Origin of the sequence: Vallicoccus soli, assembly GCF_003594885.1 — a bacterium.
In the GTDB taxonomy this organism is placed as follows: domain Bacteria; phylum Actinomycetota; class Actinomycetes; order Motilibacterales; family Motilibacteraceae; genus Vallicoccus; species Vallicoccus soli.
The window spans coordinates 450302-473557 of the sequence record NZ_QZEZ01000001.1 but is presented as its reverse complement, the minus strand read 5'-3'; the positions used below and the strand labels follow the sequence as shown (position 1 = coordinate 473557).

Genomic DNA, 23256 nt, shown 5'->3' with positions numbered 1-23256 from the left:
CCCCGGGCCGCCCCGGACCCTCAGCCGCCGTGGTGCGGCGGGACCTCGCGCAGGAAGCGGTCGTCGTCGTCGCCGGCGGAGCGCTCCCAGCCCTCGTCGCGGTCGTCCGACGTCTGCTCGGGGAGCAGGTCGTCGTCGGGGTCGCGCCCGCTCACGCGCCGGCCGCCACGGGCAGGTCGGCGCTCGCCACGAGCGGCTCGAGGAGCAGCCCCGGGTGCTCGCGCTGCACGGACGACAGCCGCCACCGGTCCGGGAAGAGCGCGAGCAGCGCCCCGTCGCCGCGCCGGAGCACCTCGACGCCGCGGACCGCGTCGAGCACGGCCACGTCCTCGGCGCGGGTGCGCCGGGCCATGGAGTACGGCAGCGGTTCGAGCAGGACGGCGGAGGAGAACTCGTTCTCCATGCGGTGCGACGCCACCTCGAACTGCATCGGGCCGACGGCGGCGAGCACGGGCGCCTGCTCGCCGCGCAGGTCCGAGCGCAGCACCTGCACGACGCCCTCCTGCTCGAGCTGCTCGATCCCGCGGCGGAACTGCTTGTAGCGCCCGGTGTCCTTGGCGCGCACCACGGCGAAGTGCTCCGGGGCGAACGACGGGATCGGCGGGAACACGACGGGCTGGTCGACGTACAGCGTGTCGCCCACCCGCAGCGCCTGGGCGTTGACGAGCCCGACGACATCACCCGGGAAAGCGGTGTCCAGGGTGGACCGCTCGCGGCCGAACACCGCCTGGGCGTACTTCGTGGCGAAGGGGCGCCGGGTGCCGGCGTGCGTGACGACCATGCCGCGCTCGAAGACGCCGGAGCAGACGCGGGCGAAGGCGACGCGGTCGCGGTGGGCGCTGTCCATGCCCGCCTGCACCTTGAACACCAGGGCGGAGAACGGTGCGTCGACGGGGCGCGCGCCACCGTCGACGGTCGGTCGCGGCGCGGGCGCGGGCGCGATGTCGAGGAGCACGTCGAGCAGCTGCCCGACGCCGAAGTTGAGCACCGCCGAGGCGAAGAGGACCGGGGTCGTGCGCCCGGCGAGGAACTGCTCCTGGTCGTGGTCGCCGTCGTCGGCCGACAGCAGCTCGGACTCCTCCACCGCCGTGGTCCAGGCGTCGCCCTCCTGCGCCGCCGCGACCTCCGGGGCGAGGTGCTCCTCGGGCGCGACGGTCGCGCCGCCCGCGGTGCGGGTGAAGCGGATGAACGCGCCGGTGCGGCGGTCGAGCACGCCGCGGAAGTCGCCCGCGATGCCGACGGGCCACGTGAGCGGGGTCGGCTTGAGGCCGATGCGGGTGCTGATCTCGTCGAGCAGCTCCAGGCCGTCCCGGCCGGGGCGGTCCCACTTGTTGATGACGGTGATGATCGGGATGCCGCGGTGCCGGCAGACCTCGAAGAGCTTGAGCGTCTGCGGCTCGAGGCCGCGCGCGGCGTCGACGAGCATGACCGCGGCGTCGACGGCCGACAGGACGCGGTACGTGTCCTCGGAGAAGTCGGCGTGCCCGGGGGTGTCGAGCAGGTTGACGACGGCGCCCTTGTACGAGAACTGCAGCGCGGCCGACGTGATGGAGATCCCGCGCGCCTTCTCGAGGTCCATCCAGTCCGAGACCGTGCCGCGCCGGCCGGCCTTGCCGTGCACCGCACCCGCCTCGTGGATGACCCGCGCGTGCAGGGCCAGCGCCTCGGTCAGGGTCGACTTGCCGGCGTCGGGGTGGCTGATGACCGCGAAGGTGCGCCGGCGGGAGGCCTCGCTGACGGGGTCGGACGGGGTGTCGTGCACCCCTCCGAGACTACCGGCGCGCCAGGCGCTCGTAGCCGAGCCCGGAGACCCACCAGGCGGCCCCCGCGTCGCGCACCGCCCTCCCGGCGTCGGAGGCCGGGTCCCACGGGGTGCCGCCGAGGAACGCGAAGGCGTCCGCTGGCCGCCCGGTGACCTCCGCGACGCGGGCGAGGGGGCGTACGACCTCCCGCTCGACCGCCGCCCGGTCGGCGACCGCCGCCGCGGTGGTGTGGGTGGCGGTGTGCGCGCCGACGGCGTGGCGCTCCGCGGCCGCGGCGACCTCGTCCCAGGTCATCGCGAGGCGCGCGCCCGCCGCGACCTCCTCCGGGGCGACGCGCACGGCGTGGGCCACGGCGACCGCCGGCTGGTCCTCGGGCGCGGCGTCGAGGAACCCGGTGGGCAGGTGCAGCCACGCGGTCACCCCGGCCCGGTCCAGGGCGGGCAGCGCCACGGTGGCGTTGTTCCGGAACCCGTCGAAGAGCCCGACGACGAGCGGCGGGCGCTCCCCCGGCCACTCACCGGTCCCGAGCAGGCGCGCGAGGCCCGCGGGGCCGAGGACGTCGTACCGGGCCGCGTAGTCCCGCACCTCCTCCTCGACGACGTGCGCGAGCCGCTCGGGCGTCGAGTGGTAGTTGACGACCCGCAGCTGGCGCCCGGCGACGAACGCGTCGAGCACCTCGCCCAGCGCGCCCGGTCGCGGCGCCGCCAGGTCGCCCCGCACGAGGGGCCCGCCCCCGCCCGGTGCGGGCGGTGCGGGCGGGCGGGCACCGGGCAGGTGGGTGCGCACGTGCCACCACGCCATGGACGTGCTCGCCGCCTGGACCGCGTGGTCGTCGTCGCCCCCGCCGAGCAGCCCCACCCAGCGCCGCAGTCGGGAGGCGACGGCCGCCCCGTCGGCCACCGCGGGCGCGCCCATCGCGGCGCCGGGCCCGGCACGCTCGTGCAGCGCGACGTGCACCGCGACACCGGTCCGCTCGTGCCCCTCCGCCGGCACCGCGTCCGCGAGGGACCGCGCGGTCGCGGCGTCGGGGACCGTCCCGGGGCGCAGGTCGCCGGTCACGGCGCGTCCGACCCCCGCTCCCGCTCCTGCGCGACCACGTCCTCGAGGTCGGCGAGCCGGTCCATGCCGTTGAGCGGCTGGCGCATCCGCGGGTTCCCTGCGAGCCGCTCCCGGTTGCGGTGCAGGAACCACCAGTAGCCCGCGGTGTAGGGGCAGGCGTCGTCACCCCGGCGCACCGACGGGCGGTAGGCGCACCCGCCGCAGTAGTCGCTCATCCGGTTGATGTACGCGCCCCCCGCGGCGTACGGCTTGGTCGCCATCGCGCCGCCGTCGGCGTGCTGGGACATGCCGACGACGTTGGGGACCATGACCCAGTCGTACCCGTCCACGAAGGAGCGGTGGAACCAGTCGGTGAGCGCGAGCGGGTCCCAGCCGCGCTGGAGCCCGTAGTTCCCGAGCACCATGAGCCGCGGGATGTGGTGGGCCCACCCGTGGTCGCGCACCGAGCGCAGCACGTCGGACAGGCAGCGCGCCTCGACCGCGTCCGCGTCGAGCTCCTGGAACCAGCGCGGCAGCGGCTCCCGGGCCTGCAGGGCGTTGCGGTGCCGGTAGTCCTCGCCGCCGAGCCAGTAGACGTTCCACACGTAGTCGCGCCAGCCGATGACCTGGCGGACGAAGCCCTCCGCCGACTGCAGCGGCACGGTCCCGTCGCGGAAAGCCCTCTCCACCCGCTCGACGACCTCGACCGGGTCGAGGAGGCCCAGGTTCATCGGCGCGCTGACCATCGAGTGCGCCATCCAGTCGTCGCCGGCGAGCATCGCGTCCTCGTACGGCCCGAAGAGCGGCAGCCGGTGCTCGACGAAGTCCTCGAGGCGGTGCAGCGCCTCGGCCCGGGTGGCGGGGAAGAGGCGCGGCCCGTCGCGGCCCACGAAGGACACGTCGCCGTCGGCCTCCCAGCGGTCCAGGTCGGCGCGCACCTGCTCGTCGACCTCGTCCTCCTGCGGCCACCAGGGCTCGGGCACCGGCAGCCGCCGTACGCCCCTCGGCGGGGGCTGGCGGTTGTCGTGGTCGAGGTTCCACCGCCCGCCGACCGGGTCCTCGCCCTCCATGAGGACCCCGAGCCGGGCGCGCGCCCGGCGGTAGTGGTCCTCCATGAGCAGCCGGCGCCGGCCCCGGGACCGGGCCCAGGCGGCGAAGTCGTCCACCTCGGTGGCGAAGCCGCGGGCCGGCAGCACCTCGACCTCCGGGAGCGAGGAGACGAAGCGGTACGCCGCCCACGACGTCGGCCGGCACACGCTCAGCGGCCCGTCGGCCAGCGACGAGCGGTAGCCGTCGGCGGCGACGTAGCGGACCCGGTCGCCCAGCTCCAGCGCCCGGTGCCGCATCGCGGACAGGACGAGGTGGGCCTTCTGCCGGTGGAAGCGGCGCCGCCGGAAGACCCCGCGCGCCTCGACCATGAGCACCTGCTGGTCCTCGGAGTCCAGGAAGTGCGGCCCCAGCTGGTCGCCGAACAGCCACCGCCGCGCCGCCACCCCGTCCCCTCCCGCCGTCGCCTGCCGCGATCCTCGTGCCCGCGCCCCGGTGCCGCACCCCGGACGGCCCTACGCTCCCCCGCATGGGCACCCCGGGACCGGTCACCGCCGACGACGTGCAGCGCACCACGGAGGCGGCCGTCGCCGCCCTGTCCGCCGCACCCGACGGCTGGGACGCCCCCGCGCAGGGCGTGGAGTGGTCGTGCTGGGAGTCGCTCGACCACCTCGCCGAGACCCTCGTGGCGTACGCCCTGCAGGTCACCGGGCGGCCGCAGGGCCGCTACGTCCCCTTCGCCGCCGCGGCCGCGCGCCCCGGCGGGCCCGAGCTCGCCCTGCGCGTCGACCCCGGCAGCGGCGCCGACGGGATGCTCGAGGCCCTGCGCGCCGCCGGGGTGCTGCTCGCCGCCGCGGTGCGGTCCGAGCCCGGCGCGGTCGCCTGGCACCCGTCGGGCACGAGCGACGCCGAGAGCTTCGCCGCGATGGGCGTGGTGGAGCTCGTCGCGCACGTCCGCGACGTCGCCGCCGCGCTCGGGGTCGCGTGGGAGCCGCCGCGCGGCGCGTGCGACCGGGCGCTCGCGCGCATCCTGCCCGAGGCGCGCGAGCGGGCCGGCGGCGCGGACCCGTGCGCCGCCCTGCTCTGGGCGACGGGGCGGGCCGGGCTGCCCGGGCTCGCGCCGCTCGAGGCCTGGCGCTGGCGGGGCCGGACGGGCCGCACGCCCGGGCACGCACCGCCGGCCGGGCTGTCCCTCGTCACCGTCCTCGTCGAGGAGTACGGCCCCGCCCTCGCCTTCTACCGCGACGCCCTCGGCTTCGAGGTCGTCGAGGACACCGACCGCGGCGACGGGAAGCGCTGGGTCGTCGTCGCGCCGCGCGCGGGGCACGGCGCCGCGGTGCTGCTCGCCCGCGCCGACAGCGAGCGCCAGCGGGCGCGGGTCGGCGACCAGCACGGCGGGCGGGTCGGCCTGTTCCTCACCACCCGCGACTTCGCCGCCGACCACGCGCGGATGGCGGCAGCGGGGGTGCGCTTCCTCGAACAGCCGCGCCGGGAGGCGTACGGCACCGTCGCGGTCTTCGAGGACCTGCACGGCAACCGGTGGGACCTGCTCGAGCCCGCCGGTTGACCGCCCGGGGCCCCACCGGGCGTGACACCGGTCACCCGGCCGGGCGAGTATCACCGCGGGACGCCGACGACTCACCCGTACGCGCCGCCGGACGGGCTGCGCAGCCGGGACAGGACGGTCCATGATGGACAGGTCGCGCGGCTGCGGGACCGTCGGCGCGGCGACACCCCCGCGGGCGGACCGCTCCGCGGGACCACGTCGCGGCCGGGGCGGTCCCGGTCGCCAGGGGGGAGAACCGTGCACCACCACCGTCTGGGCGGCCGCGTCACCACGCGCGCCGGCGCCCTGGCCCTGGCCGCCGGCCTCGCGCTCACGGGCTGCGGGTCGGACGAGAGCGGCGGGGCCGCCGGCGAGGAGGCCGCGCCGACCGGCGACGCGAAGGCCACCGTCGAGCAGGCGCTCACCGGCGTCTACGACGCGACCTCGATGAGCATGACGATGAAGCTCGACGGCACCGTCGAGGACTTCACCGCGCTCGACCCGGAGAGCCCGATGGACGCCGAGGACCGCCGGGTCCTCGAGCAGGTCCTCGCCGGCGACGTCGTCTACGCGGTCACCGCGCCCGAGGGCAAGACCCTGGCCGACACCGCGCAGGCGCAGCAGCTCGGCGCGGCGGACCTCGCCGACCCCGAGAAGCTCAAGGCCGCCCTGGCGCAGACCGGGTCGTTCTCGATGGCGGTCAACCTCGACGGCAGCGCCCTCGGGGAGCTGCGCTTCGTCGACGCCACGCTCTTCGCCCAGGCCGACGTGCCGCGCATCGCCGAGCTCGCCGGCGAGGACACCGCCCAGCTCGAGGCGATGGCCGCCCAGCTGCCCCCGGCGCTCGCGCCGCTGCAGAAGGGCCTGCAGGGCGAGTGGGTGGGCGTCGACCTCGACGAGACCATCGACGCGGCCGCCAACCTCGGCCTCTTCCAGCAGCTGCAGCAGGGCGCCGCCGGCGCCCCGACCCCGGACCCGACGGCGGCCGCCGGCCTCCTGCAGTCGCTGCGCACCGCGTACGACGAGCACGTGACGGTCGAGGAGGTCGACGGCGGCGACCGCGGCGACGGCTACCGCCTCACCGCGCCGCTGCGCGAGGTCGCCGGCGAGCTGGCGGACGACCTGCAGCGCCTCGGCGGCACGCAGGGCGCGGACCTCACCGAGGACCTCCAGCAGGTCCCCGACCGCGACGTGACGGTCGACGTCTTCGTCGAGGACGGCGAGCTGACCGGCATGGTCCTGCCGCTCGGGCAGTTCGCGGAGGACGGCCCGGTCGAGTCCGACGCCGTGGTGGACGTGGCCGTCGACACCGGCGCCGAGCCGGTGACCGCCCCCGAGGGCGCGAACCTCATCGACGTCTCGCAGGCGCTGCTGTCCTTCGGCGGGATGATGAACCGCCCGTCCTGAGCCCACGACGCCGCGCCTCGCGGCCCGGCACGACGACGGCCCGCCCCCTGCAGGGGGCGGGCCGTCGTCGTCGCGGTGCGGGCGCCGTCAGATGCGGCGCTGCGAGGTGTTGCGCCCCATGATCGTGCTGGCCGCCACGACGAGCACGGCCGCCACGGCGATGCTGATGATCCAGCGGATCCAGTCGATGCCGCTCGTCGCCTCGACGCCGAGCGCCGCTGCGAGGTAGAAGCCCGCGACGACGCCGACGACGCCGAGCACGATCGTCAGCAGGATCGGGACGTTGTCCTTGTCCCCCGGTGCGACGAGCTTGCCGAGCAGGCCGATGACGGCACCCACCACGATGAGCCCGATGATCTCCACGCTGTCCTCCTGCGGCTGCTGATGACGGTGCGACCCCTGGTGCTGGGGTCGCCTGCTGGTGCGTGATCTTCCCCGGGGGCGGTGGCTCAACCGCCCGGGTCGAGGACCGGGGCTCGACCACCCCGCTCGGCCGGGGGCCGGCAGCCGGCTCCGGTACCCTCCCGGGGGGCCGCAGCGCCCGCGCCCTCGTAGCTCAGGGGATAGAGCAACGGTTTCCTAAACCGTGTGTCGGAGGTTCGAATCCTCTCGGGGGCACCCAGGACCGGCGGACGAGGGGCAGTAGGCGGATGAGCGTGGACGAGGCCGGCACCGCCGGGGAGGGCGCCCCCGCGGCGGCCCCGGAGAGCGGCGGCTTCGAGGACCTGGGCCTGCGCCCGGAGCTCCTGGGCGCGCTCGCCGCGCTGGGCTACGAGGAGCCCACCCCCATCCAGCGCGAGGCCGTCCCGCCGCTGCTCGCGGGGCGCGACCTGCTGGGCCAGGCGGCCACCGGCACCGGCAAGACGGCCGCCTTCGCGCTGCCCGCCCTGCACGCGCTGCAACCGGACGAGCACCGCCTGTCCACGCTGGTGCTCGTGCCGACCCGCGAGCTCGCCGTGCAGGTGTGCGAGGCGATGCACCGCTACGGCAAGGAGCTCGGCGCGCGGGTGCTGCCGGTCTACGGCGGCGCCCCCATCGGCCGGCAGCTGCGCGAGCTCGACCGCGGGGTGGACGTCGTCGTGGCGACGCCGGGGCGCGCCCTCGACCACCTCGGGCGCGGGACGCTGCCGCTCGGCGACCTGCGCACCGTCGTGCTCGACGAGGCCGACGAGATGCTCGACATGGGCTTCGCCGAGGACATCGACGCGATCCTCGAGGCGTGCCCGCCCGAGCGGCAGACGGTGCTGTTCTCCGCGACGATGCCCGCCCGCATCGAGGGCCTGGCCCGGGCGCACCTGCGCGAGCCGGTCCGCATCCGCATCCAGCGCCCCGCCACGGTCGAGAGCGGGGCGCCGCTGGTGCGCCAGGGGGCGTACGTCGTGCCGCGCGGGCACAAGACCGCCGCGCTCGGGCGCGTGCTCGACGTGGAGGCCCCCGCGTCGGCGATCGTCTTCTGCCGCACGCGCGAGCAGGTCGACACCGTGACCGAGACGCTCAACGGGCGGGGCTACCGGGCGGAGGCGCTGCACGGCGGCATGAGCCAGGACCAGCGCGAGCGGGTCATGGGCCGGCTCAAGAGCGGCACCGCCGACCTGCTCGTCGCCACCGACGTCGCCGCCCGCGGCCTCGACGTCGAGCAGCTCACCCACGTCGTCAACTACGACGTCCCGAGCGCCCCCGAGTCGTACGTCCACCGGGTCGGCCGGGTCGGCCGCGCCGGGCGCCAGGGCGTCGCGCTCACGCTCGCGGAGCCGCGCGAGCTGCGCATGCTGCAGACCATCGAGCGCTCCACCGGCCGCAAGATCCCGGTCGAGAAGCTGCCGACGGTGGCGGACCTGCGCACCCGGCGGCTGGAGATGACCCGCGCCGCGCTGCACGAGAGCCTCGTCGAGGACGACCTCGACCGCTTCCGCGTCGTCGTCGAGACGCTCACCGACGACTTCGACCTCATGGACGTCGCGCTCGCCGCCGTGAAGCTGGCCCACGAGGCCACGGGCGCCGCCGCCGACGAGGAGGAGATCCCCGACGTCCCCGAGCGCGACACGCGCCCGCGCGCGGGCGGGGCCGAGCGCGGCGCCGGCCGCCCGCCCCGCGGCCCCGCCGCCGGCATGGTCAAGCTCTTCGTCGGCGCGGGGCGCGCCGCGGGCGTGCGCCCGCAGGACCTCGTCGGCGCGATCGCCGGCGAGACCTCGCTCAAGGGCCGCGACATCGGGGCCATCGAGATCGCCGACCGGTTCTCCCTCGTCGAGGTGCCCGACGCCCGGGCCGACGAGGTCGTGACGGCGCTGCGCGCGACCACCCTCAAGGGGCGCAAGGCGACGGTCCGGCGGGACCGCGGCCCCCGCCGCTGAGCCCCCGCCGCTGAGCCCCCGCCGCTGAGTCCCGGCCGCAGCAGCCCGGGTGCAGCAGCCCGGGGTGCTCAGCCCCGCCGCAGCAGCGCGGACCGGGCGGCCTCGACCGGGGACGGCGCGGTGGCCGCGGTCGGGGCCGGCGGCACGGGCAGCGGCGCGCCGCCGCAGACCGCGCCCTCCCGGGGCAGCCGCCCGCGCAGCAAGTAGGCCGTGACCACCCGGTCGGTGCACGGCTCGAGGGCCAGCCCGACGTGCGTGTGGTTGCCCCCGGTCACCGTGAGCAGCCGCCCGCCCGTCGCCGCGGCCATCGCCGGCCCCATCGGGTACGGCGTCACCGCCTCGCGCCGGGCCTGCACCACGAGCGGCACCGGGCCGCCCGGGACGTCGCGCACCACCGGTCGCACCGGGTCGAGCGGCCACGACACGCACGGCAGCCCCGCCGAGGCCTGGATCGCGCCGAGGCGCGGCGCGGTGCGCAGCGCGCGGTCGACGTCGCGCAGCACCGGGCCCGGGCGGTCGGGGAAGGCGCCGTCGTTGCAGAGCACGCTGTAGAGCGCGGAGGGCTGGTTGTCCGGGCCCGGGGTCGGCAGCGCCGCGGCCGCCCCCGGCAGCAGGGCGCCCGCCGCGCGCTGGGCCGCCGAGGCGGCCGCACCGGTCTGCAGGGCGCGGACGAGCCCGAGGGCCTGCGCGGCGGCGGGCCACAGGGCGTCGCTGTACATCGCCTGGCCCAGCACGCCCTGCAGGTCGCCCGCGCCGACGGGGGTGCCGTCGACGACCACCGGCCGGCGGGCCAGCCCGGCGACCGCCGCGTCGTAGGTCCGCAGCACCCGCCACCGCTGCGCGCCCAGGCCGAGCCGGTCGTCGTACCGCGCCGCCCAGCCGGCCCAGTCCACGAGGCGGTCCTCGAAGGGCTGCACCCGCTCGGCGAAGAAGCGCTGCCCCCAGGTGGCCGGGTCGACGGCGCTGTCCAGGACGAGGCGCTCGACCCGCGTCGGGAAGAGCGTGGCGTAGCGCGCGAAGAGCAGGGTGCCGTAGCTGTAGCCGACGAAGGCCGCGGTCCGCTGCCCCAGCGCCGCTCGCACGACGTCGAAGTCGCGGGCCGTCTGCTCGGTCGAGAGGTACGGCACGAGGTCGCCGGAGCGGGCGAAGCAGCCCGCCGCGACGGCGGCGCCGGCCGCCACCGCGGCCCGGCGCTGGGCGGGGGTCACGAGGCGCTGGTCCGGCGTCGGCACGGGCCCGCCGGTCACCGGCGGCAGGCACGACACGGGGACGCTGCGCCCGACGCCGCGCGGGTCGACGCCCACGACGTCGTAGCGCGCCCGCACGGGCGCGGGGTACGTCGCGCTCACCAGGCTGGTGAGCAGCGACGCCTCGCCGCCGGGGCCGCCGCTGTTGACGAACAGCACGCGCGGCGGGCGGGGCGCCCCGGCGGGCAGCGCCGCGCGGTAGAGCGCCAGGTCGATGCTGCCGCGCGCCGGGTCGCCGTGGTCGAGCGGCACCGCCACGCTCGAGCACTCCAGCGGGGGGAGCCCCTCCTGGCCGACGCCCTCGGGGCACGGCTCCCACGCCGGGGGCGGGGCCTCGGCGGCCGCCTCGGCCCGGGGGGCGGGGACGGGCGCGGCGCCGGCCGGCGCCGGGACGAGCGCGGCGGCGAGCGCCGTACCGACCCCCGCGACGAGGCCGCGCCGCAGCCGCGCCCACCGGGCCGGTCCGCTCCCACCGCTCGTCCTGCCCGTCGCAGCACCCGTCACAGCGCCTCCTGCGCTCGCCCCCGCCAGGTCGCGGCGAGCCTAGGGGCGGGGTCCGACGCCCCGCCACCCCGAGCCGAGCGCCCCCGCCACGCGCGGGTCGGCGAGCCAGGCGCGGGGCCCCGCGTGCTCCACCCGGACCGACGCGACCCGCGCCGCGAGGCCGAGGGCAGCGACGAGCCCGGGCACGGGGTCGGGGCCGGGCGGCGCCACCGCCAGCGCCGCGGCCAGGGCGCCGTGGAAGGCGTCCCCGGCGCCCAGCGTGTCGACCGCCCGCACCCGCGCGACGGGGACCTCGCCCGAGCGGGTCCCGCCCGGCGTGCGCGCCCACCAGCCCACCGGGCCCCCGCCCCGGGTGACCGCGACGCAGCGCGGCCCCCGCGCGCCGTCGCCGAGCAGCGCCGTGAGCGGCTCCCCCGCCGGCAGCCGGAACGCGGAGGAGCAGGCGGCGACGTCCACCAGGGGGAGCAGGTCGGGCAGGTGCGGCTTCCAGCTGCCGCCGTCGAGGACGACCGGGACGCCGGCCGCGCGGGCCGCCCGGGCGGCCGCCAGGGCCAGCGCCGGGTGGTGCCCGTCGAGCAGGACCGCACCGGTGCCGGCGACGAGACCCGCCAGGCCGTCCGGCGGCGCGGCGGCGACGCCCTCGGCGTTGACCGAGACGACCGAGCGCTCGCCGGTGGTCGTGAGGACCGTCGCCGAGGACACCGCGGGGAGCCGCTCGCTGCCCGGCTCGGCGTCGACGAGGCGCACGCCGGCGGCCCGCAGGTCCTCCGCGACGAGCCGAGCCAGCGGCGACCCGCCGAGCGCGGTGACGAGCACCGCCCGGGCGCCGAGCGCCGCGGCCGTGACGGCGGCACCCGCCGCGGGGCCGCCGGCGGCCACGTCGAGGCCCTGCGCGACCACCTTCTCGTCCGGCCCGGGCAGCCGGTCCACCCGCTGCACGACGTCGAGCGTGGCCAGCCCGACGCACAGCACCCCCGGCCGCTCGGCCACCCGCCGCCCCTCTCCCCGCCCCGCGGGGCGCGGGGGCCGGTCCGCCATCATGGCGGGGTGCGGAGGGCCGGGCAGCGCGAGGAGGACCGTCGCGCCCGCGAGCGGCGCGCCCGCCGGGCGCCCGTCGAGCCCGTGCACCTGCCCGAGCCGGACGAGCGCGAGGCGTACCGCGCCCTGGACATCGCCCTGCGCGCCGCCGAGATCGTCCTGAGCGGCGGCGCCGGCGCCGCCGACGTCACCGCGACGGTCATGGCCGTCGCCGGCGCGTGCGGCCTGCGCCGGGTCGAGGTCGACGTCACCAACACGACGATCACGGTCTCGTACGTCCGCGCCCCGGACGTCGCGCCCGTGACGAGCATGCGGCTGGTGCGGGCGCGCCTGCTCGACTACACGCGGGTGACGGAGGTCGACAACCTCGTCGACGACCTGGTGCACGGCCGGCTCACGCCCGCCGAGGCGTCCGAGCGCCTCGACGACGTCCGGCACCGCCGGCACCCGTACGGCAGCTGGACCGTCACCGCAGCCTCCGCGCTGCTCGCCGCCGCGGTGGCGGTGCTCCTGGGCGGCGGCCCGCTCGTCGCCGGCGTGGCCCTGCTGACCTCGGCGGTGGTGGACCGCGTCATCCGCGCGCTCGCCCGGCGCCACCTGCCGGAGTTCTTCCGCAACGCGGTCGGCGCGGCCATCGCGACCGCCGCGGCGCTCGTGCTGGCCGGCGTCGACGTCGACGTGCGCCCGTCGCTCGTCGTGGCGGGCGGGATCATCGTGCTGCTGCCCGGCTCGGCGCTCGTCGGCTGCGTGCAGGACGCCATCACCGGCTTCCCGGTGACCGCGGCGGGGCGCGCCCTCGAGGTCTTCGTGTCCACCGCCGGGATCATCGCGGGCGTCGCGGTCGCGCTCGCGGTGGGCAGCCGGGCGGGCGTGCGGGTGCTGCTCACCTCCACGAGCCCCTCGCTCGGCGACCTGCCGCTGCAGGTGCTCAGCGCCGGCGTCGCGGCCGCCGCCTTCGCCTGCGCCAACCACGCGCCGCGACGGACCCTGCCCGCGGCCGGCGTCGCGGGGGCCGCGGGCTGGCTCGTGCTGGCCCTGCTGCAGGAGGCCGCGCTGGGGGCGGCCCTCGCCTCCGCGGGCGGCGCGGTGGTCGTCGGCGCGGGCAGCTACGCCCTCGCCCACCTGCAGCGGGTGCCGCCGCTGCTGCACGTGGCCGCGGGCATCATCCCGCTGCTGCCGGGGCTCACCCTCTTCCGCGGCATGCTGCGGCTGAGCCAGGGCGACACGGTCGGCGGGCTGCTGACCCTCACCCAGGCGACGTCGGTCGGCCTCGCGCTCGCGGCCGGCGTGGTGCTCGGCAGCTTCCTCGGCCAGCCGGCCGCCCGCGAGGTCGCGCGCTTCGAGCGCCGCATCGCCGGGCCGAGCCTCGCCGGGCCCCGGCTCGCGGGCGTGCGGCTCACCCGGACCCGGCTGCCCGCCCTGCGCCGCCGGCCCTGAGGGCCGCCCCCCGGGGCCGGGGCGGCCGCGCTCAGAGGGGGCGGTCGGACGGGGTGACGGGGGCGGGCAGGCGCCGCTCGCCGGTGAGGTGCTCGTCGACGGCGGCGGCGCAGGCGCGCCCGTCGGCGATCGCCCAGACGACGAGCGAGGCACCGCGCGAGGCGTCGCCGCAGGAGAAGACGCCGGGCACGTCGGTGGCCCAGCGCCCGTCCACGCGCACGGTGCCCCGCTCGGGGGTCACGCCCACGCCCAGCCCGCCGAGCAGCTCGTCCGCGCCGGTGCCGACGAAGCCGGCCGCGAGCAGGACCAGGTCGGCCGGCAGTTCGCGCTCGGTGCCCTCGACCGGCTCGAACACGCGCCGGCCGTCGACGTACGTCCGGCGCACCTCGTGCACCCGGACCCCCCGGACGTGCCCGCCGAGGTCGCCGACGAAGGAGAGCACCTCGGTGGCCCACTCCTCCTGCACGCCCTCCTCGTGGGCCGGGGAGCGGCGGGCGATGCGCGGCCACTGCGGCCACGGGTTCGCGATCCAGTCCCGCAGGGGCGCCGGGCGCGGGTTGTGGTCGACGAGGGTGACCGAGGCGGCGCCCTGCCGGTTGGCGGTGCCGAGGCAGTCGGCGGCGGTGTCGCCGCCGCCGATGACGACCACGTGCCGGCCCTTCGCGTCGACCGGCGGCGCCGGCCGCTTCCCGGCGAGGACCCGGTTGGCCTCGGGGAGGTAGTCCATCGCCTGGAGCACGCCCTCGAGGTCACGGCCCTCGTACGCGACGTCGCGCGGCTCGAGCGCGCCGACGGCGAGGACGACCGCGTCGAAGCGGGCGCGCAGGTCGCGCACGGACAGGCCCGCGCCGCCGACGTCGTGGCCGGTGCAGAAGCGGGTGCCCTCGGCGCGCATCTGCTCGATGCGCCGGTCGATGTGCCCCTTGGGCATCTTGAAGTCGGGGATGCCGTACCGCAGCAGGCCGCCGAGGGCGTCGCTGCGCTCGTACACCACGACCGTGTGCCCCGCCCGGGTGAGCTGCTGGGCCGCGGCGAGGCCGGCCGGGCCCGAGCCGACGACCGCGACCGAGGCCTCGCTGAGCCGCTCCGGCGGCCTGGGGCCCACGAGGCCGCGGTCCCACGCCTCGTCGATGATCGACAGCTCGACCTGCTTGATGGTCACCGGCTGGTCGCTGATGGACAGCACGCAGGCGGCCTCGCAGGGCGCGGGGCACAGCCACCCGGTGAACTCCGGGAAGTTGTTGGTGGCGTGCAGCCGCTCGATGGCGTCGGCCCACCGGTCGTCGCCGACGAGCTCGTTCCAGTCCGGGATGAGGTTGCCCAGGGGGCAGCCGCCGTGGCAGAACGGCACGCCGCAGCCCATGCAGCGGCGGGCCTGCTCGCGCACGAGCGGCAGGGACGGGCGGCGGTAGACCACGTCCCAGTCCGCCAGGCGCTCCTGCACGGGGCGCTTGGGCGGCTCGACGCGGGGGTGCTTGGTGAAGCCCCAGGGATCGATCGGCATGGTGCTCCCAGTGTGCGCGACCTCGAGCGCCGCTGCGGTCACGTCCTAGGGTCGGTCGTGTGACGGACACGACCCCCGGCTCCCCCGGCTCCCCCGGCTCCCCCGGCGTCCCCGCCTCCGGCGAGGCCCGCCCCGACCAGGCGCCGCCGCAGCGCCCCCGCCTGCTCCTGCTGCGCCACGGCGAGACCGAGTGGAGCCGCACCGGCCGGCACACCGGCACCACCGACGTGCCACTCACCGAGCGGGGCGAGGAGCAGGCGCGGGCGGCGGCGCCGGTGGTGGCCTCGTACGAGCCCTCGCTCGTCGTCGCGAGCCCGCTGGAGCGGGCGCGGCGCACGGCGGACCTGGCCGGGCTGCGGGTGGACCGCACCGACGACGACCTGCGCGAGTGGGACTACGGCGAGGTCGAGGGCATCACGACCAAGGACTGGCAGCGGCGCGACCCCGGCTGGTCGGTGTGGGAGCGGGGGGCGCCCGGCGGGGAGTCGGCGGACGAGGTGGGCGCCCGCGCCGACCGGGTGCTCGCCCGGGTGACCGAGGGCCTGGAGGGCGAGCACCCCACGGTGGCGCTCGTCGCTCACGGGCACCTGCTGCGCGTGCTCGCCGCGCGCTGGCTCGGCCTCGACGCGGCCGCGGGCGCGCTGCTGCGGCTCGACCCGGCGACGCTGTCGCTGCTCGGGTACGAGCACGACCGGCGGGTGGTGCTCGTCTGGAACGCGCCCGTCAGCACCTGAGGGCGGGCGGCCGCCCGCCCGCCCGCCGCGGGCAGCGCAGGGCCCCGCGGGATGGGGGGGAGACCCCGGGGGCCCTGCGCCGGTCGCGAACCTAGGGCAGCGCGCGGGACCGCGTCCACGAGATGCGGGGACCCGCAGGACGCGCCCACGCAGCGTGCGGGGCGGACCGGGGCGCTCCGGGACGGACCGGGCGCCCCGGAGCCGGGCTCAGGCGCTGACGAAGACGTGGGCGGCGACGTCGGTGGTCAGCTCGGCGGTCTCGCCGTGCGAGCCGACGAGGACCCCGCCGGGCGACTCCTGGACCGTCACCGACCCGCCGGGGACGACGCCCGCGCGGCGCAGCGTCGTCATGAGGTCGTGGTCGGTCTGGATCGGCTCGCCGATGCGGCGCACGACCACCTGGGCCCGCGAGGGGCCGGCGACGGTGCGCAGCGCGCGCACGTCCTGCTCCTGCGTCGGGTCGACGCCCTCCCCCAGCTCCTCGAGGCCCGGGATCGGGTTGCCGAACGGGGACTCCTTCGGGTGCTTGAGCAGGTCGAGCAGCTTGCGCTCCACCTGCTCGCTCATGACGTGCTCCCAACGGCACGCCTCCGCGTGCACGTCCTCCCAGCCGAGGCCGATCACGTCGACGAGGAGGCACTCGGCCAGCCGGTGCTTGCGCATGACCCGCGTGGCCAGGGCCCGCCCCTGCTCGGAGAGCACGAGCTGGCGGTCGCCCTGCACCGTCACGAGCCCGTCGCGCTCCATCCGGGCCACCGTCTGGCTGACCGTGGGCCCGCTCTGGTGGAGGCGCTCGGCGATGCGCGCGCGCAGGGGGATGATCCCCTCCTCCTCCAGCTCGAAGATCGTGCGGAGGTACATCTCGGTCGTGTCGATCAGGTCGTGGCTCAAGCGCTGCTCCGTCCGCGGCCGCACCCACCCGCTGGGCGCTACGCAGATTGTTGCAACAGAGCGGCCCGGCGTGCGCTTCCGCGCCCCGGGAGCACCTCCGCCGCGCGGACGCCCTCGACGACCGCGACGGCCACGGGGACCCGGGACGGCTCCTGCAGGCCGGTGCACCGGCTGGAGCGCGGGCCCAGGTCGCGCAGGCGCACCGCGACGGTGAACAGCCGGCCCCCGCCGCGCACGACGACGTCGGCGCCCTCGCCGGGGCGGAGCACCTGGCGCACCGGGGCCACGTCCGCGGTGCCGGTGAGCCCGGTGCGCCGACGCACCTCGACCTCCGCGACCTGCTCCCAGCGGCTGGCGCGGGTGTGGCCCCGCAGCGAGCCGACGACGACCCGGCCGGCCGCCGCCTGGGCGGCCACCTCGCGGGCGCCCTGCGGGTCCAGCTGCCCGTGCAGGTAGCCGTCGGGCAGGACGAGCAGGTTCCCGGCGAACCGGTCGCCGCCGAGGTGGGTGCACTCCCACGTGGCCCCGGGGTGGTCCCGGGCGACGGCCGACGCGACCGGACGGCCCCGCACCGCGCAGCACAGGTCCTTCGCCCCGTGCGTGCAGACGAGGAAGACCGGCCCGTCGACGGGCTCGCCCAGGCCGCCCGCGCCGTGGGCCACGGCGGCCGGGTCGAGGTCGTTGAGCTCGCGCAGGTCCGTGAGCGGGAGCCGCTCGAGCCAGGCCGCGCCGCGCCGGGCGCTGCCGACGAGGACCGTGGGCGGGCCGGACGGGCCGACCCGCCGACCCTCGGGCGCGGGGCGCCGTACGAGGAGGGGGCGCAGCCCGGCCTCCCGCTGCGCGGCGAGCAGCCGGGCCCGCGGACCGGGCTCGAGGACGTCCGCCAGGACCCGGGCGAGCACGTCGCGGCCCCACGGGCCGTCGTGCTCGAGGGCGACCCAGGACCGGATCGGGGTGGCGGTGCCCGCGGGCGGCTCGCCGCTGCGCAGGGCCGCGAGGGCGCAGCCGGGCAGGTCGGCGACGGGCTGGTCGAGCACGAAGGGAAGGCTACCCTCACCTCCGCGGCCCCGCGAGCCGGCGGTCCGGCGTGCGGACCCGCCCGGTTGCGGGGACCCTTCCCCCGTGACGACCCGGATCATGTGGTTCCGCCGCGACCTGCGCCTCGCCGACAACCCCGCCCTGCTGGCGGCGGCCGAGGCCGACGAGGTCGTCCCCCTCTTCGTCGTCGACCCCCGGCTGTGGGGCACGAGCGGGGCGCCGCGGCGGGCGTACCTCGCGCGGAGCCTCGACGCGCTGCGCGAGCGGACCGGGCTGGTCGTCCGGCGGGGCGACCCCGCCGAGGAGGTCGTGCGGGCCGCGCGCGCCGCCGGGGCCGAGTCGGTGCACGCCGCCGCGGACACCGGCGTGTACGGCCGCGAGCGCGACGGGCGGGTCGAGCGCGCGCTCGCCGACGCGGGCGTGCCGCTCGTGCGCACCGGGTCCCCGTACGCCGTCGCCCCCGGACGGGTGCGCAAGCCCGACGGCTCGCCGTACCGGGTCTACTCCCCCTTCTACCGCGCGTGGCGCCAGGTCGGCTGGCACGCCCCGGCCGGGTCGCCGCGCGACGTGCGCTGGGTGCGGCCGCTGGAGGACCAGGGCGTGCCGGACGTGCCCGACCTCGGGGCCACGCACCTGCCGCCCGCCGGCGAGGAGGCCGCGCGCCGCCGCTGGCGCGCCTTCCGCGACGAGCGGCTGCACGGCTACGCCGGGACGCGCAACCGCCCCGACCTGTCCGGCACGTCCCGGCTGTCCGTGCACCTGAAGTACGGCGAGCTGCACCCGCGCACGGTCCTCGCGGACCTCGGGGACGACGAGGGCGAGGGCGCGGAGTCGTACCGCAAGGAGCTCGCCTGGCGCGACTTCTACGCCGACGTGCTGTGGGAGGAGCCCCGCACGGCGCGCGAGGCGTACCGGCCCGAGATGGCCCGCATGCGCCAGGACGAGGCCGGCGCGCTGCTCGACGCCTGGCGGGCGGGCCGCACGGGCTTCCCCTTCGTCGACGCGGGGATGCGCCAGCTCCTCACCGAGGGCTGGGTGCACAACCGGGTGCGGATGGTCGTCGCCTCGTTCCTCTGCAAGGACCTGCACCTCGACTGGCGCCTGGGCGCGCGGCACTTCATGCAGCACCTCGTCGACGGCGACCTCGCGTCGAACAACCACGGCTGGCAGTGGGTCGCGGGCACCGGCACCGACGCGGCGCCGTACTTCCGCGTCTTCAACCCCGTGACCCAGGGGCGCCAGCACGACCCCGACGGCGACTACGTCCGGCGGTACGTCGAGGAGCTGCGCGACGTCCCGGGCGGCGCGGTGCACGAGCCGTGGACCCTGCCCGGCGGGCTGCCCACGGGCTACCCCGAGCGGGTGGTGGACCACGGCGAGGAGCGCAAGGAGGCGCTGCGCCGCTACCAGGAGGTGGCCGGCTGAACCGGTAGGGTCCGCCCGTGCTGGTCGTGAGCGTGGTGAGCCTCAAGGGCGGCGTGGGCAAGACGTCCGTCGTCCTGGGCCTCGCCGGCGCCGCCCTGGAGCGCGGGGTGCGCACGCTCGTCGTCGACCTCGACCCGCAGGCCAACGCCTCCACGGTCCTCGACCCGCGCGAGGTGACGTACACGAGCAACGACGTCCTCGCCGACGCGCGCGCCGGGGTCTTGCGCCAGGCGGTCAGCCGCTCCGGCTGGGGCGACCTGGTGGACGTCGTCGTCGCCGAGCGGGCGCTCGAGCACCGCAACCGCGACCTGCCCTCGGCCGGGCGTGACGGCACCCTGCGGCTGCGCATCGCCATGGACGGCCTCGACGGCTACGACCTCGTGCTCGTGGACTCGCCGCCGTCCCTCGGCGACCTGACGAGGAACGCGCTTGCTGCGAGCCACCGGGCGCTCGTCGTGACCGAGCCGACCCTGTTCGCGCTGCACGGCGCCCAGCAGGCGCTCGACGCGGTCGACGTCGTGCGGCGCAGCTCCAACCTCAGGCTGCGCCCGGCCGGGGTCGTGGTCAACCGGGTCCGGGCGCGCTCGGCGGAACACGCTTACCGCTTGCGGGAGCTCGAGGACGCGTACGACGACCTGCTCCTGACCCCCGCGCTGCCCGACCGGGCCGCCGTGCAGCAGGCCGCCGGCGCGTACGTCCCCGTCCAGGCCTACCGCTCCCCCGGCGCCCGCGAGGTGGGGCAGGTGCTCGGCGGCTACCTGGAGCGGCTGCTCGGCATCGACGGCGCGTCCGGGCCGCTCGGCGGGCGGGCCGGCGCCACGAGGAGGTCCCGATGAGCAACCCCGAGCCGCGCCCCGCCCTGCGCCGGGCCGCCGACGCGACGGTGCACCCCGCCGCGCCGCACCTCGCCGCGCTGCGCGCCGAGCTGCCGCCGAAGCCCAAGGGCAAGGGCGCCAAGGGCGCGTCGCACGTGCCGTTCCCCGGCGACGGCGACAAGGCCGTCGACCTCGTCGTGCCGCTGCCCAAGGCGATGCGCAAGCAGCTCAAGGCGCGCGCCGCCGAGCTCGGGTACACGCCCGAGGAGGCCGCCTTCCACCTGCTGCGGGTCTGGCTCGACGGCTGAGTCCCCGGGACGGCCGGCGGAGGGCCGGGCTCAGGCCGTCGCGGCGTAACGCGCGAGCAGCCCCGGCCAGCCGTCGTCCGCGGCGACGCTGCTGCGCAGCTCGTCGGCGGCGCGGGCGTGGCGCTCGAAGCCGTCGTGGACGAGGTCCACGCGCGTGCCGGGGCGGCCGTCGGGGCCGTCGGCCGCGGTGAACGTCACGGTGACGGTGCTGGCCCGCGCGGGGTCGGGGTCGGCCTGCCACGAGCCGTCGATGCGCCACGACAGGGCGAGGCGCGCGCCGGGCTCCCACGCGAGCACCTCGCCCCAGGTGCACTCGGAGCCGTCCTCGCCGACCTCGTACCAGCGCCCGCCGGCGCGGGGCTCGACCACGGCGCGGGCGAGCGGCGCCGAGCCGACGGAGTGGCTGCGCGGCCACCAGCGGTCGATCCCGGCGGTGAAGGCGTCGAAGGCGGCCGTCGGGTCCACGGGGACATGGACGCTGCTGGCCACGGCCGGCAGTGCGGTCTCAGGGGTCATCACGGGGCTCCTCGGCGGGTCGGTCGGGCTGGAGGGCGGGGTCGCGGGCGTACGCGGCGAGCGCGTCGTCCCAGAAGCGCTGGAGGTCGTCGAGCCAGGCGCGCAGAGCGTCGACGCCGTCGGGCGTCGCGCGGTAGACCCGGCGGGCGCCCTGCGGGGTGGCCGCGACGAGGCGCGCCGCCGCGAGCACCCGCAGGTGCTGCGACACAGCGGGCCGGCTCACCGGCAGGCCCGCCGCGAGCTCGCCGACCGACGCCGGTCCCCGGACCAGGCGCTCCCAGACCGCCCGGCGCGTGGGGTCGCCGAGGGCTTCGACGACCCGGTGGGCGAGCACATGCGTAAGTCTGCGCTTACGCTCGGGGCGGGTCAACCCCCCGGCGGACCTCGGTCGGCAGCGCGTCGAACCAGCGCAGCACGGCCTCCTCGTAGTGCAGGCCGAACGACAGCGTCGCCCGGGCGAACGCGTCGGCAGCCTCGGCCTCGAGCCGCTCGTCCAGGGCGCGGTAGCCCGCCAGCCGCTGGGCGTGCTCCTCGCGGGCGGCGTCGAGGACGGCGGCGTACCGGTCCGGCGGCAGGAGGCGCCCGAAGGCGACGGTGAGCAGCAGGGGGATGCGGATGGTGTCGGCCCGCGGCGCCCCGCTCATCCAAGCGCGGTACGCCGCGACCCCCTCCGGCGTCACGCGGTACGGCCGCGCGTCCCGCGGCCCCGGGGTGCCGGGGGCGACGTGCCCGTCGCGCTCCAGCACCGCCAGCTCCCGGTACACCTGGCTGCGCGTCAGCGTCCAGAACTCCCCGAGGCGCTCCTGCGCGGTCCGCACGAGCTCGCCCCCGGTGAGCTCGCCGCCGCACACGTCGAGCAGCCCCAGCAGCGAGGCCGACGTCGCGTTCACCCTGCCTCCCGGGGGTTGACCGTCCTCTGTGGACGGTACACGCTGGGGTGACCGTCCACTGTGGACACGAGGAGCCCGAGATGACCGACCAGCAGCCCGCCCGCACCGGCAGCGCCCGCGCCCGCGCCGGCGACGCGGACCGCGAGCGCACCAGCGCCCTGCTCGGCGACGCCGCCGGGGCCGGGTACCTGCGCCTCGACGAGCTCGACGAGCGGCTCGACCGGGCGCTCGCCGCCCGCACCACCGGCGAGCTCGACGCGCTCGTCGCGGACCTGCCGGCCAGCCTCCGCCAGGAGCGCGAGCGCCGGGAGCGGGCGCTGCGCGAGCGCGCCTCCGCGCAGGCGTGCCTGCGCCCCCAGGTCCGCGCGTACGCCGCCGTCATGGCCCTGCTCGTCGGCATCTGGCTCGCCGTCGGGCTCAGCGCCGGCGCCTGGTACCCCTGGCCGGTCTGGCCGGCCCTCGGCTGGGGCATCGGGATCGCCGGGCACGCCCGGCGGGCGTACGGCCGCCCCGCCCTCGGCTGAGCGCTGGTCGCCCGGGACCCGGTGCAGGATGGCGCCCGTGGCCCTCTACCTGCTCGAGTACGCCCTCCCCGACGACTACCTCGAGCGCCGCGCCCCGCTGCGCGACGAGCACCTCCGCCTGGTCCGCGCCGCCCACGAGCGCGGCGAGGTGCTCCTCGCCGGCGCCCTCGCGGACCCGCCCGACCGGGCCGTCCTCGTGTGGTCCGTCGACGACCCGGCCGTCGTCGAGCGGTTCGCGCGCGAGGACCCGTACGTCCTGCACGGCGCCGTCTCCTCGTGGACCGTCCGCCCCTGGACCGTCGTCGTCGGCCCCTGACCGGCGCCGGGCCCTCGACAGCACCACCGGCGGCCCGCAGCGACCATGCTCGGACGGCGCTGGCGGCGACCACGGCGAGGCAGCGGCGGAGACGCCACCCGGACCCGCCGCGCCCTCCGAGCATGATCACGGCAGGCTCTCGCAGCACGGGCTCGGCGAGCACCAGCCGGACGAGGGCGAGCAGGAGCTGTCCGCCGCCCGGGCAGGGCGAGGAGGGGTCGCCGGGCACGCCCGGGGAAGGCCAGGGGGCATGGCGACGGCGAAGGACGGGGTGGAGCGCCCCGGCGCGCAGGAGTGGGTGCCCGAGGACGGGCCGGTGGAGGCGCTGCGGGCGGCGGCGCCGCAGTGCCGGGGCTGCGAGCTGTGGGAGCCGGCCACGCAGGTGGTCTTCTCGGCGGGGTCGACGAGCGCGCGGATGGCGCTCGTCGGGGAGCAGCCGGGCGACGAGGAGGACCGCAAGGGCGTGCCGTTCGTCGGCCCGGCGGGACGGCTGCTGCAGCGGGCGCTGGACGACGCGGGCGTCGACCGGACCGCCGTCTACGTGACGAACGCGGTCAAGCACTTCCGCTTCACCCAGGCCGGCCCCGGCAAGCGGCGCATCCACGCCACCCCCGACCGGGTGCACCTCGAGGCCTGCAAGCCCTGGCTCACGGCCGAGCTGCGCGACGTCGACCCCGAGCTCACCGTCTGCCTCGGCGCCACGGCGGTGCGGGCGCTGCTCGGCACGCAGGTGCGGGTCCTGCGCGACCGCGGCCAGGTGCTCGAGCGGGAGACCTCCCGCGGCGAGCGCCGCTTCCTCGTCACCGTGCACCCGAGCTCGGTGCTGCGGGCGGACGACCGGGACGGCGCGTACGCGGCCCTCGTCGCCGACCTGCGCGTGGGGGCGGACCTGCTCGCGGCGGGCGGCGCCTAGGCTT

Annotated in this window: 24 protein-coding genes, 1 tRNA gene and 1 pseudogene; 13 read left to right on the top strand and 13 right to left on the bottom strand. The window is 77.8% G+C overall.

Annotated features, from left to right (window positions below; genetic code table 11):
- Nucleotides 1-20: 20 nt before the first annotated feature.
- From D5H78_RS20215 to D5H78_RS02310, 4 genes are read right to left on the bottom strand one after another with little or no spacing between them, the layout of a single operon-like run.
- Nucleotides 21-155, bottom strand: a complete 135-nt coding sequence (locus D5H78_RS20215) for a hypothetical protein (RefSeq protein ID WP_281268658.1) — start codon at nucleotides 153-155, stop codon at nucleotides 21-23.
- Complete coding sequence (locus D5H78_RS02320) at nucleotides 152-1762, bottom strand: peptide chain release factor 3 (protein ID WP_119948759.1); 1611 nt, start codon at nucleotides 1760-1762, stop codon at nucleotides 152-154. Before D5H78_RS02320 ends, D5H78_RS20215 begins: the two co-directional genes overlap by 4 nt.
- A gap of 10 nt (nucleotides 1763-1772) precedes the next feature.
- A complete protein-coding gene (locus tag D5H78_RS02315; RefSeq protein WP_119948758.1) occupies nucleotides 1773-2822 on the bottom strand; it encodes a polysaccharide deacetylase family protein in 1050 nt (349 codons plus the stop codon).
- Nucleotides 2819-4294: a cryptochrome/photolyase family protein gene (locus D5H78_RS02310; RefSeq protein WP_119948757.1), complete on the bottom strand. Its 1476-nt coding sequence runs from the start codon at nucleotides 4292-4294 to the stop codon at nucleotides 2819-2821. Before D5H78_RS02310 ends, D5H78_RS02315 begins: the two co-directional genes overlap by 4 nt.
- 83 nt (nucleotides 4295-4377) lie before the next feature.
- On the opposite strand from D5H78_RS02310, the pseudogene D5H78_RS20510 reads away from it, so the two are divergent.
- The 3 genes and pseudogenes from D5H78_RS20510 to D5H78_RS02300 form a co-directional block, all read left to right on the top strand.
- Nucleotides 4378-4803 (top strand): annotated as a pseudogene (locus D5H78_RS20510) (maleylpyruvate isomerase N-terminal domain-containing protein); the annotation flags it as partial.
- A gap of 231 nt (nucleotides 4804-5034) precedes the next feature.
- Nucleotides 5035-5415 carry a VOC family protein gene (locus D5H78_RS20400; protein WP_342782407.1) on the top strand — a complete coding sequence of 127 codons (381 nt, stop codon included), beginning with the start codon at nucleotides 5035-5037 and terminating at the stop codon, nucleotides 5413-5415.
- Nucleotides 5416-5652: 237 nt separating this feature from the next.
- Nucleotides 5653-6801 carry a hypothetical protein gene (locus D5H78_RS02300; RefSeq protein ID WP_119948756.1) on the top strand — a complete coding sequence of 383 codons (1149 nt, stop codon included), beginning with the start codon at nucleotides 5653-5655 and terminating at the stop codon, nucleotides 6799-6801.
- Between the two features lie 87 nt (nucleotides 6802-6888).
- On the opposite strand, the gene D5H78_RS02295 is transcribed toward D5H78_RS02300, so the two are convergent.
- Nucleotides 6889-7164 carry a GlsB/YeaQ/YmgE family stress response membrane protein gene (locus tag D5H78_RS02295; RefSeq protein WP_119948755.1) on the bottom strand — a complete coding sequence of 92 codons (276 nt, stop codon included), beginning with the start codon at nucleotides 7162-7164 and terminating at the stop codon, nucleotides 6889-6891.
- Nucleotides 7165-7346: 182 nt separating this feature from the next.
- Between D5H78_RS02295 and D5H78_RS02290 the strand changes: the two genes are divergently transcribed.
- Nucleotides 7347-7419, top strand: a tRNA-Arg gene (locus D5H78_RS02290).
- Nucleotides 7420-7451: 32 nt separating this feature from the next.
- Nucleotides 7452-9152 carry a DEAD/DEAH box helicase gene (locus D5H78_RS02285; protein ID WP_119948754.1) on the top strand — a complete coding sequence of 567 codons (1701 nt, stop codon included), beginning with the start codon at nucleotides 7452-7454 and terminating at the stop codon, nucleotides 9150-9152.
- Between the two features lie 68 nt (nucleotides 9153-9220).
- Here D5H78_RS02285 and D5H78_RS02280 read toward each other — a convergent pair whose 3' ends face one another.
- A complete protein-coding gene (locus D5H78_RS02280) occupies nucleotides 9221-10903 on the bottom strand; it encodes an alpha/beta fold hydrolase (protein WP_119948753.1) in 1683 nt (560 codons plus the stop codon).
- A gap of 39 nt (nucleotides 10904-10942) precedes the next feature.
- Nucleotides 10943-11893 (bottom strand): PfkB family carbohydrate kinase, encoded by a 951-nt coding sequence (locus D5H78_RS19050; RefSeq protein ID WP_218566139.1) that lies wholly within the window; start codon nucleotides 11891-11893, stop codon nucleotides 10943-10945.
- 57 nt (nucleotides 11894-11950) lie between these two features.
- Between D5H78_RS19050 and D5H78_RS02275 the strand changes: the two genes are divergently transcribed.
- Entirely contained in the window at nucleotides 11951-13378 is a 1428-nt protein-coding gene (locus D5H78_RS02275; RefSeq protein WP_165865562.1) for a threonine/serine exporter family protein, read from the top strand.
- Nucleotides 13379-13409: 31 nt separating this feature from the next.
- Here the strand turns inward: D5H78_RS02275 and D5H78_RS02270 are convergent, their stop codons facing one another.
- Nucleotides 13410-14882: a glutamate synthase subunit beta gene (locus D5H78_RS02270; protein ID WP_119949298.1), complete on the bottom strand. Its 1473-nt coding sequence runs from the start codon at nucleotides 14880-14882 to the stop codon at nucleotides 13410-13412.
- Nucleotides 14883-15043: 161 nt separating this feature from the next.
- On the opposite strand from D5H78_RS02270, the gene D5H78_RS02265 reads away from it, so the two are divergent.
- Nucleotides 15044-15616 (top strand): histidine phosphatase family protein, encoded by a 573-nt coding sequence (locus D5H78_RS02265; RefSeq protein ID WP_119949297.1) that lies wholly within the window; start codon nucleotides 15044-15046, stop codon nucleotides 15614-15616.
- A gap of 207 nt (nucleotides 15617-15823) precedes the next feature.
- On the opposite strand, the gene D5H78_RS02260 is transcribed toward D5H78_RS02265, so the two are convergent.
- Nucleotides 15824-16477, bottom strand: coding sequence for an iron-dependent transcriptional repressor DtxR (locus D5H78_RS02260; RefSeq protein WP_218566258.1), 654 nt, complete (start codon nucleotides 16475-16477; stop codon nucleotides 15824-15826).
- Nucleotides 16478-16545: 68 nt separating this feature from the next.
- Nucleotides 16546-17544 carry a ferredoxin family protein gene (locus tag D5H78_RS02255; protein ID WP_218566137.1) on the bottom strand — a complete coding sequence of 333 codons (999 nt, stop codon included), beginning with the start codon at nucleotides 17542-17544 and terminating at the stop codon, nucleotides 16546-16548.
- An 85-nt stretch (nucleotides 17545-17629) separates the two neighbouring features.
- On the opposite strand from D5H78_RS02255, the gene D5H78_RS02250 reads away from it, so the two are divergent.
- From D5H78_RS02250 to D5H78_RS02240, 3 genes are read left to right on the top strand one after another with little or no spacing between them, the layout of a single operon-like run.
- On the top strand, nucleotides 17630-18970 hold the full coding sequence (locus D5H78_RS02250; protein WP_218566136.1) for a cryptochrome/photolyase family protein: 1341 nt from the start codon (nucleotides 17630-17632) through the stop codon (nucleotides 18968-18970).
- Nucleotides 18971-18987: 17 nt separating this feature from the next.
- Nucleotides 18988-19806 (top strand): ParA family protein, encoded by an 819-nt coding sequence (locus D5H78_RS02245; protein ID WP_218566135.1) that lies wholly within the window; start codon nucleotides 18988-18990, stop codon nucleotides 19804-19806.
- Nucleotides 19803-20093 (top strand): hypothetical protein, encoded by a 291-nt coding sequence (locus D5H78_RS02240; protein ID WP_119948748.1) that lies wholly within the window; start codon nucleotides 19803-19805, stop codon nucleotides 20091-20093. The genes D5H78_RS02245 and D5H78_RS02240 overlap by 4 nt, the downstream gene beginning before the upstream one ends.
- A 30-nt stretch (nucleotides 20094-20123) precedes the next feature.
- Here D5H78_RS02240 and D5H78_RS02235 read toward each other — a convergent pair whose 3' ends face one another.
- Genes D5H78_RS02235 through D5H78_RS02225 form a run of 3 tightly spaced genes read right to left on the bottom strand, consistent with a single transcriptional unit; the run spans nucleotide 20124 to nucleotide 21499 of the window.
- Nucleotides 20124-20609: an SRPBCC family protein gene (locus D5H78_RS02235; RefSeq protein WP_119948747.1), complete on the bottom strand. Its 486-nt coding sequence runs from the start codon at nucleotides 20607-20609 to the stop codon at nucleotides 20124-20126.
- The gene (locus D5H78_RS02230) at nucleotides 20599-20943 is read right to left on the bottom strand and encodes an ArsR/SmtB family transcription factor (protein ID WP_119948746.1); all 345 of its coding nucleotides are present in this window, start codon (nucleotides 20941-20943) and stop codon (nucleotides 20599-20601) included. Before D5H78_RS02230 ends, D5H78_RS02235 begins: the two co-directional genes overlap by 11 nt.
- A gap of 16 nt (nucleotides 20944-20959) precedes the next feature.
- Nucleotides 20960-21499, bottom strand: a complete 540-nt coding sequence (locus tag D5H78_RS02225) for a PadR family transcriptional regulator (RefSeq protein WP_119948745.1) — start codon at nucleotides 21497-21499, stop codon at nucleotides 20960-20962.
- A gap of 80 nt (nucleotides 21500-21579) precedes the next feature.
- Here D5H78_RS02225 and D5H78_RS02220 point away from each other — a divergent pair, with 80 nt between their 5' ends.
- The 3 genes from D5H78_RS02220 (at nucleotide 21580) to D5H78_RS02210 (ending at nucleotide 23252) form a co-directional block, all read left to right on the top strand.
- Nucleotides 21580-22023, top strand: a complete 444-nt coding sequence (locus D5H78_RS02220; RefSeq protein ID WP_119948744.1) for a DUF1707 domain-containing protein — start codon at nucleotides 21580-21582, stop codon at nucleotides 22021-22023.
- Between the two features lie 28 nt (nucleotides 22024-22051).
- Nucleotides 22052-22339 carry a YciI-like protein gene (locus D5H78_RS02215; RefSeq protein ID WP_119948743.1) on the top strand — a complete coding sequence of 96 codons (288 nt, stop codon included), beginning with the start codon at nucleotides 22052-22054 and terminating at the stop codon, nucleotides 22337-22339.
- Nucleotides 22340-22589: 250 nt separating this feature from the next.
- The gene (locus tag D5H78_RS02210; RefSeq protein WP_119948742.1) at nucleotides 22590-23252 is read left to right on the top strand and encodes a UdgX family uracil-DNA binding protein; all 663 of its coding nucleotides are present in this window, start codon (nucleotides 22590-22592) and stop codon (nucleotides 23250-23252) included.
- Nucleotides 23253-23256 lie beyond the last annotated feature (4 nt).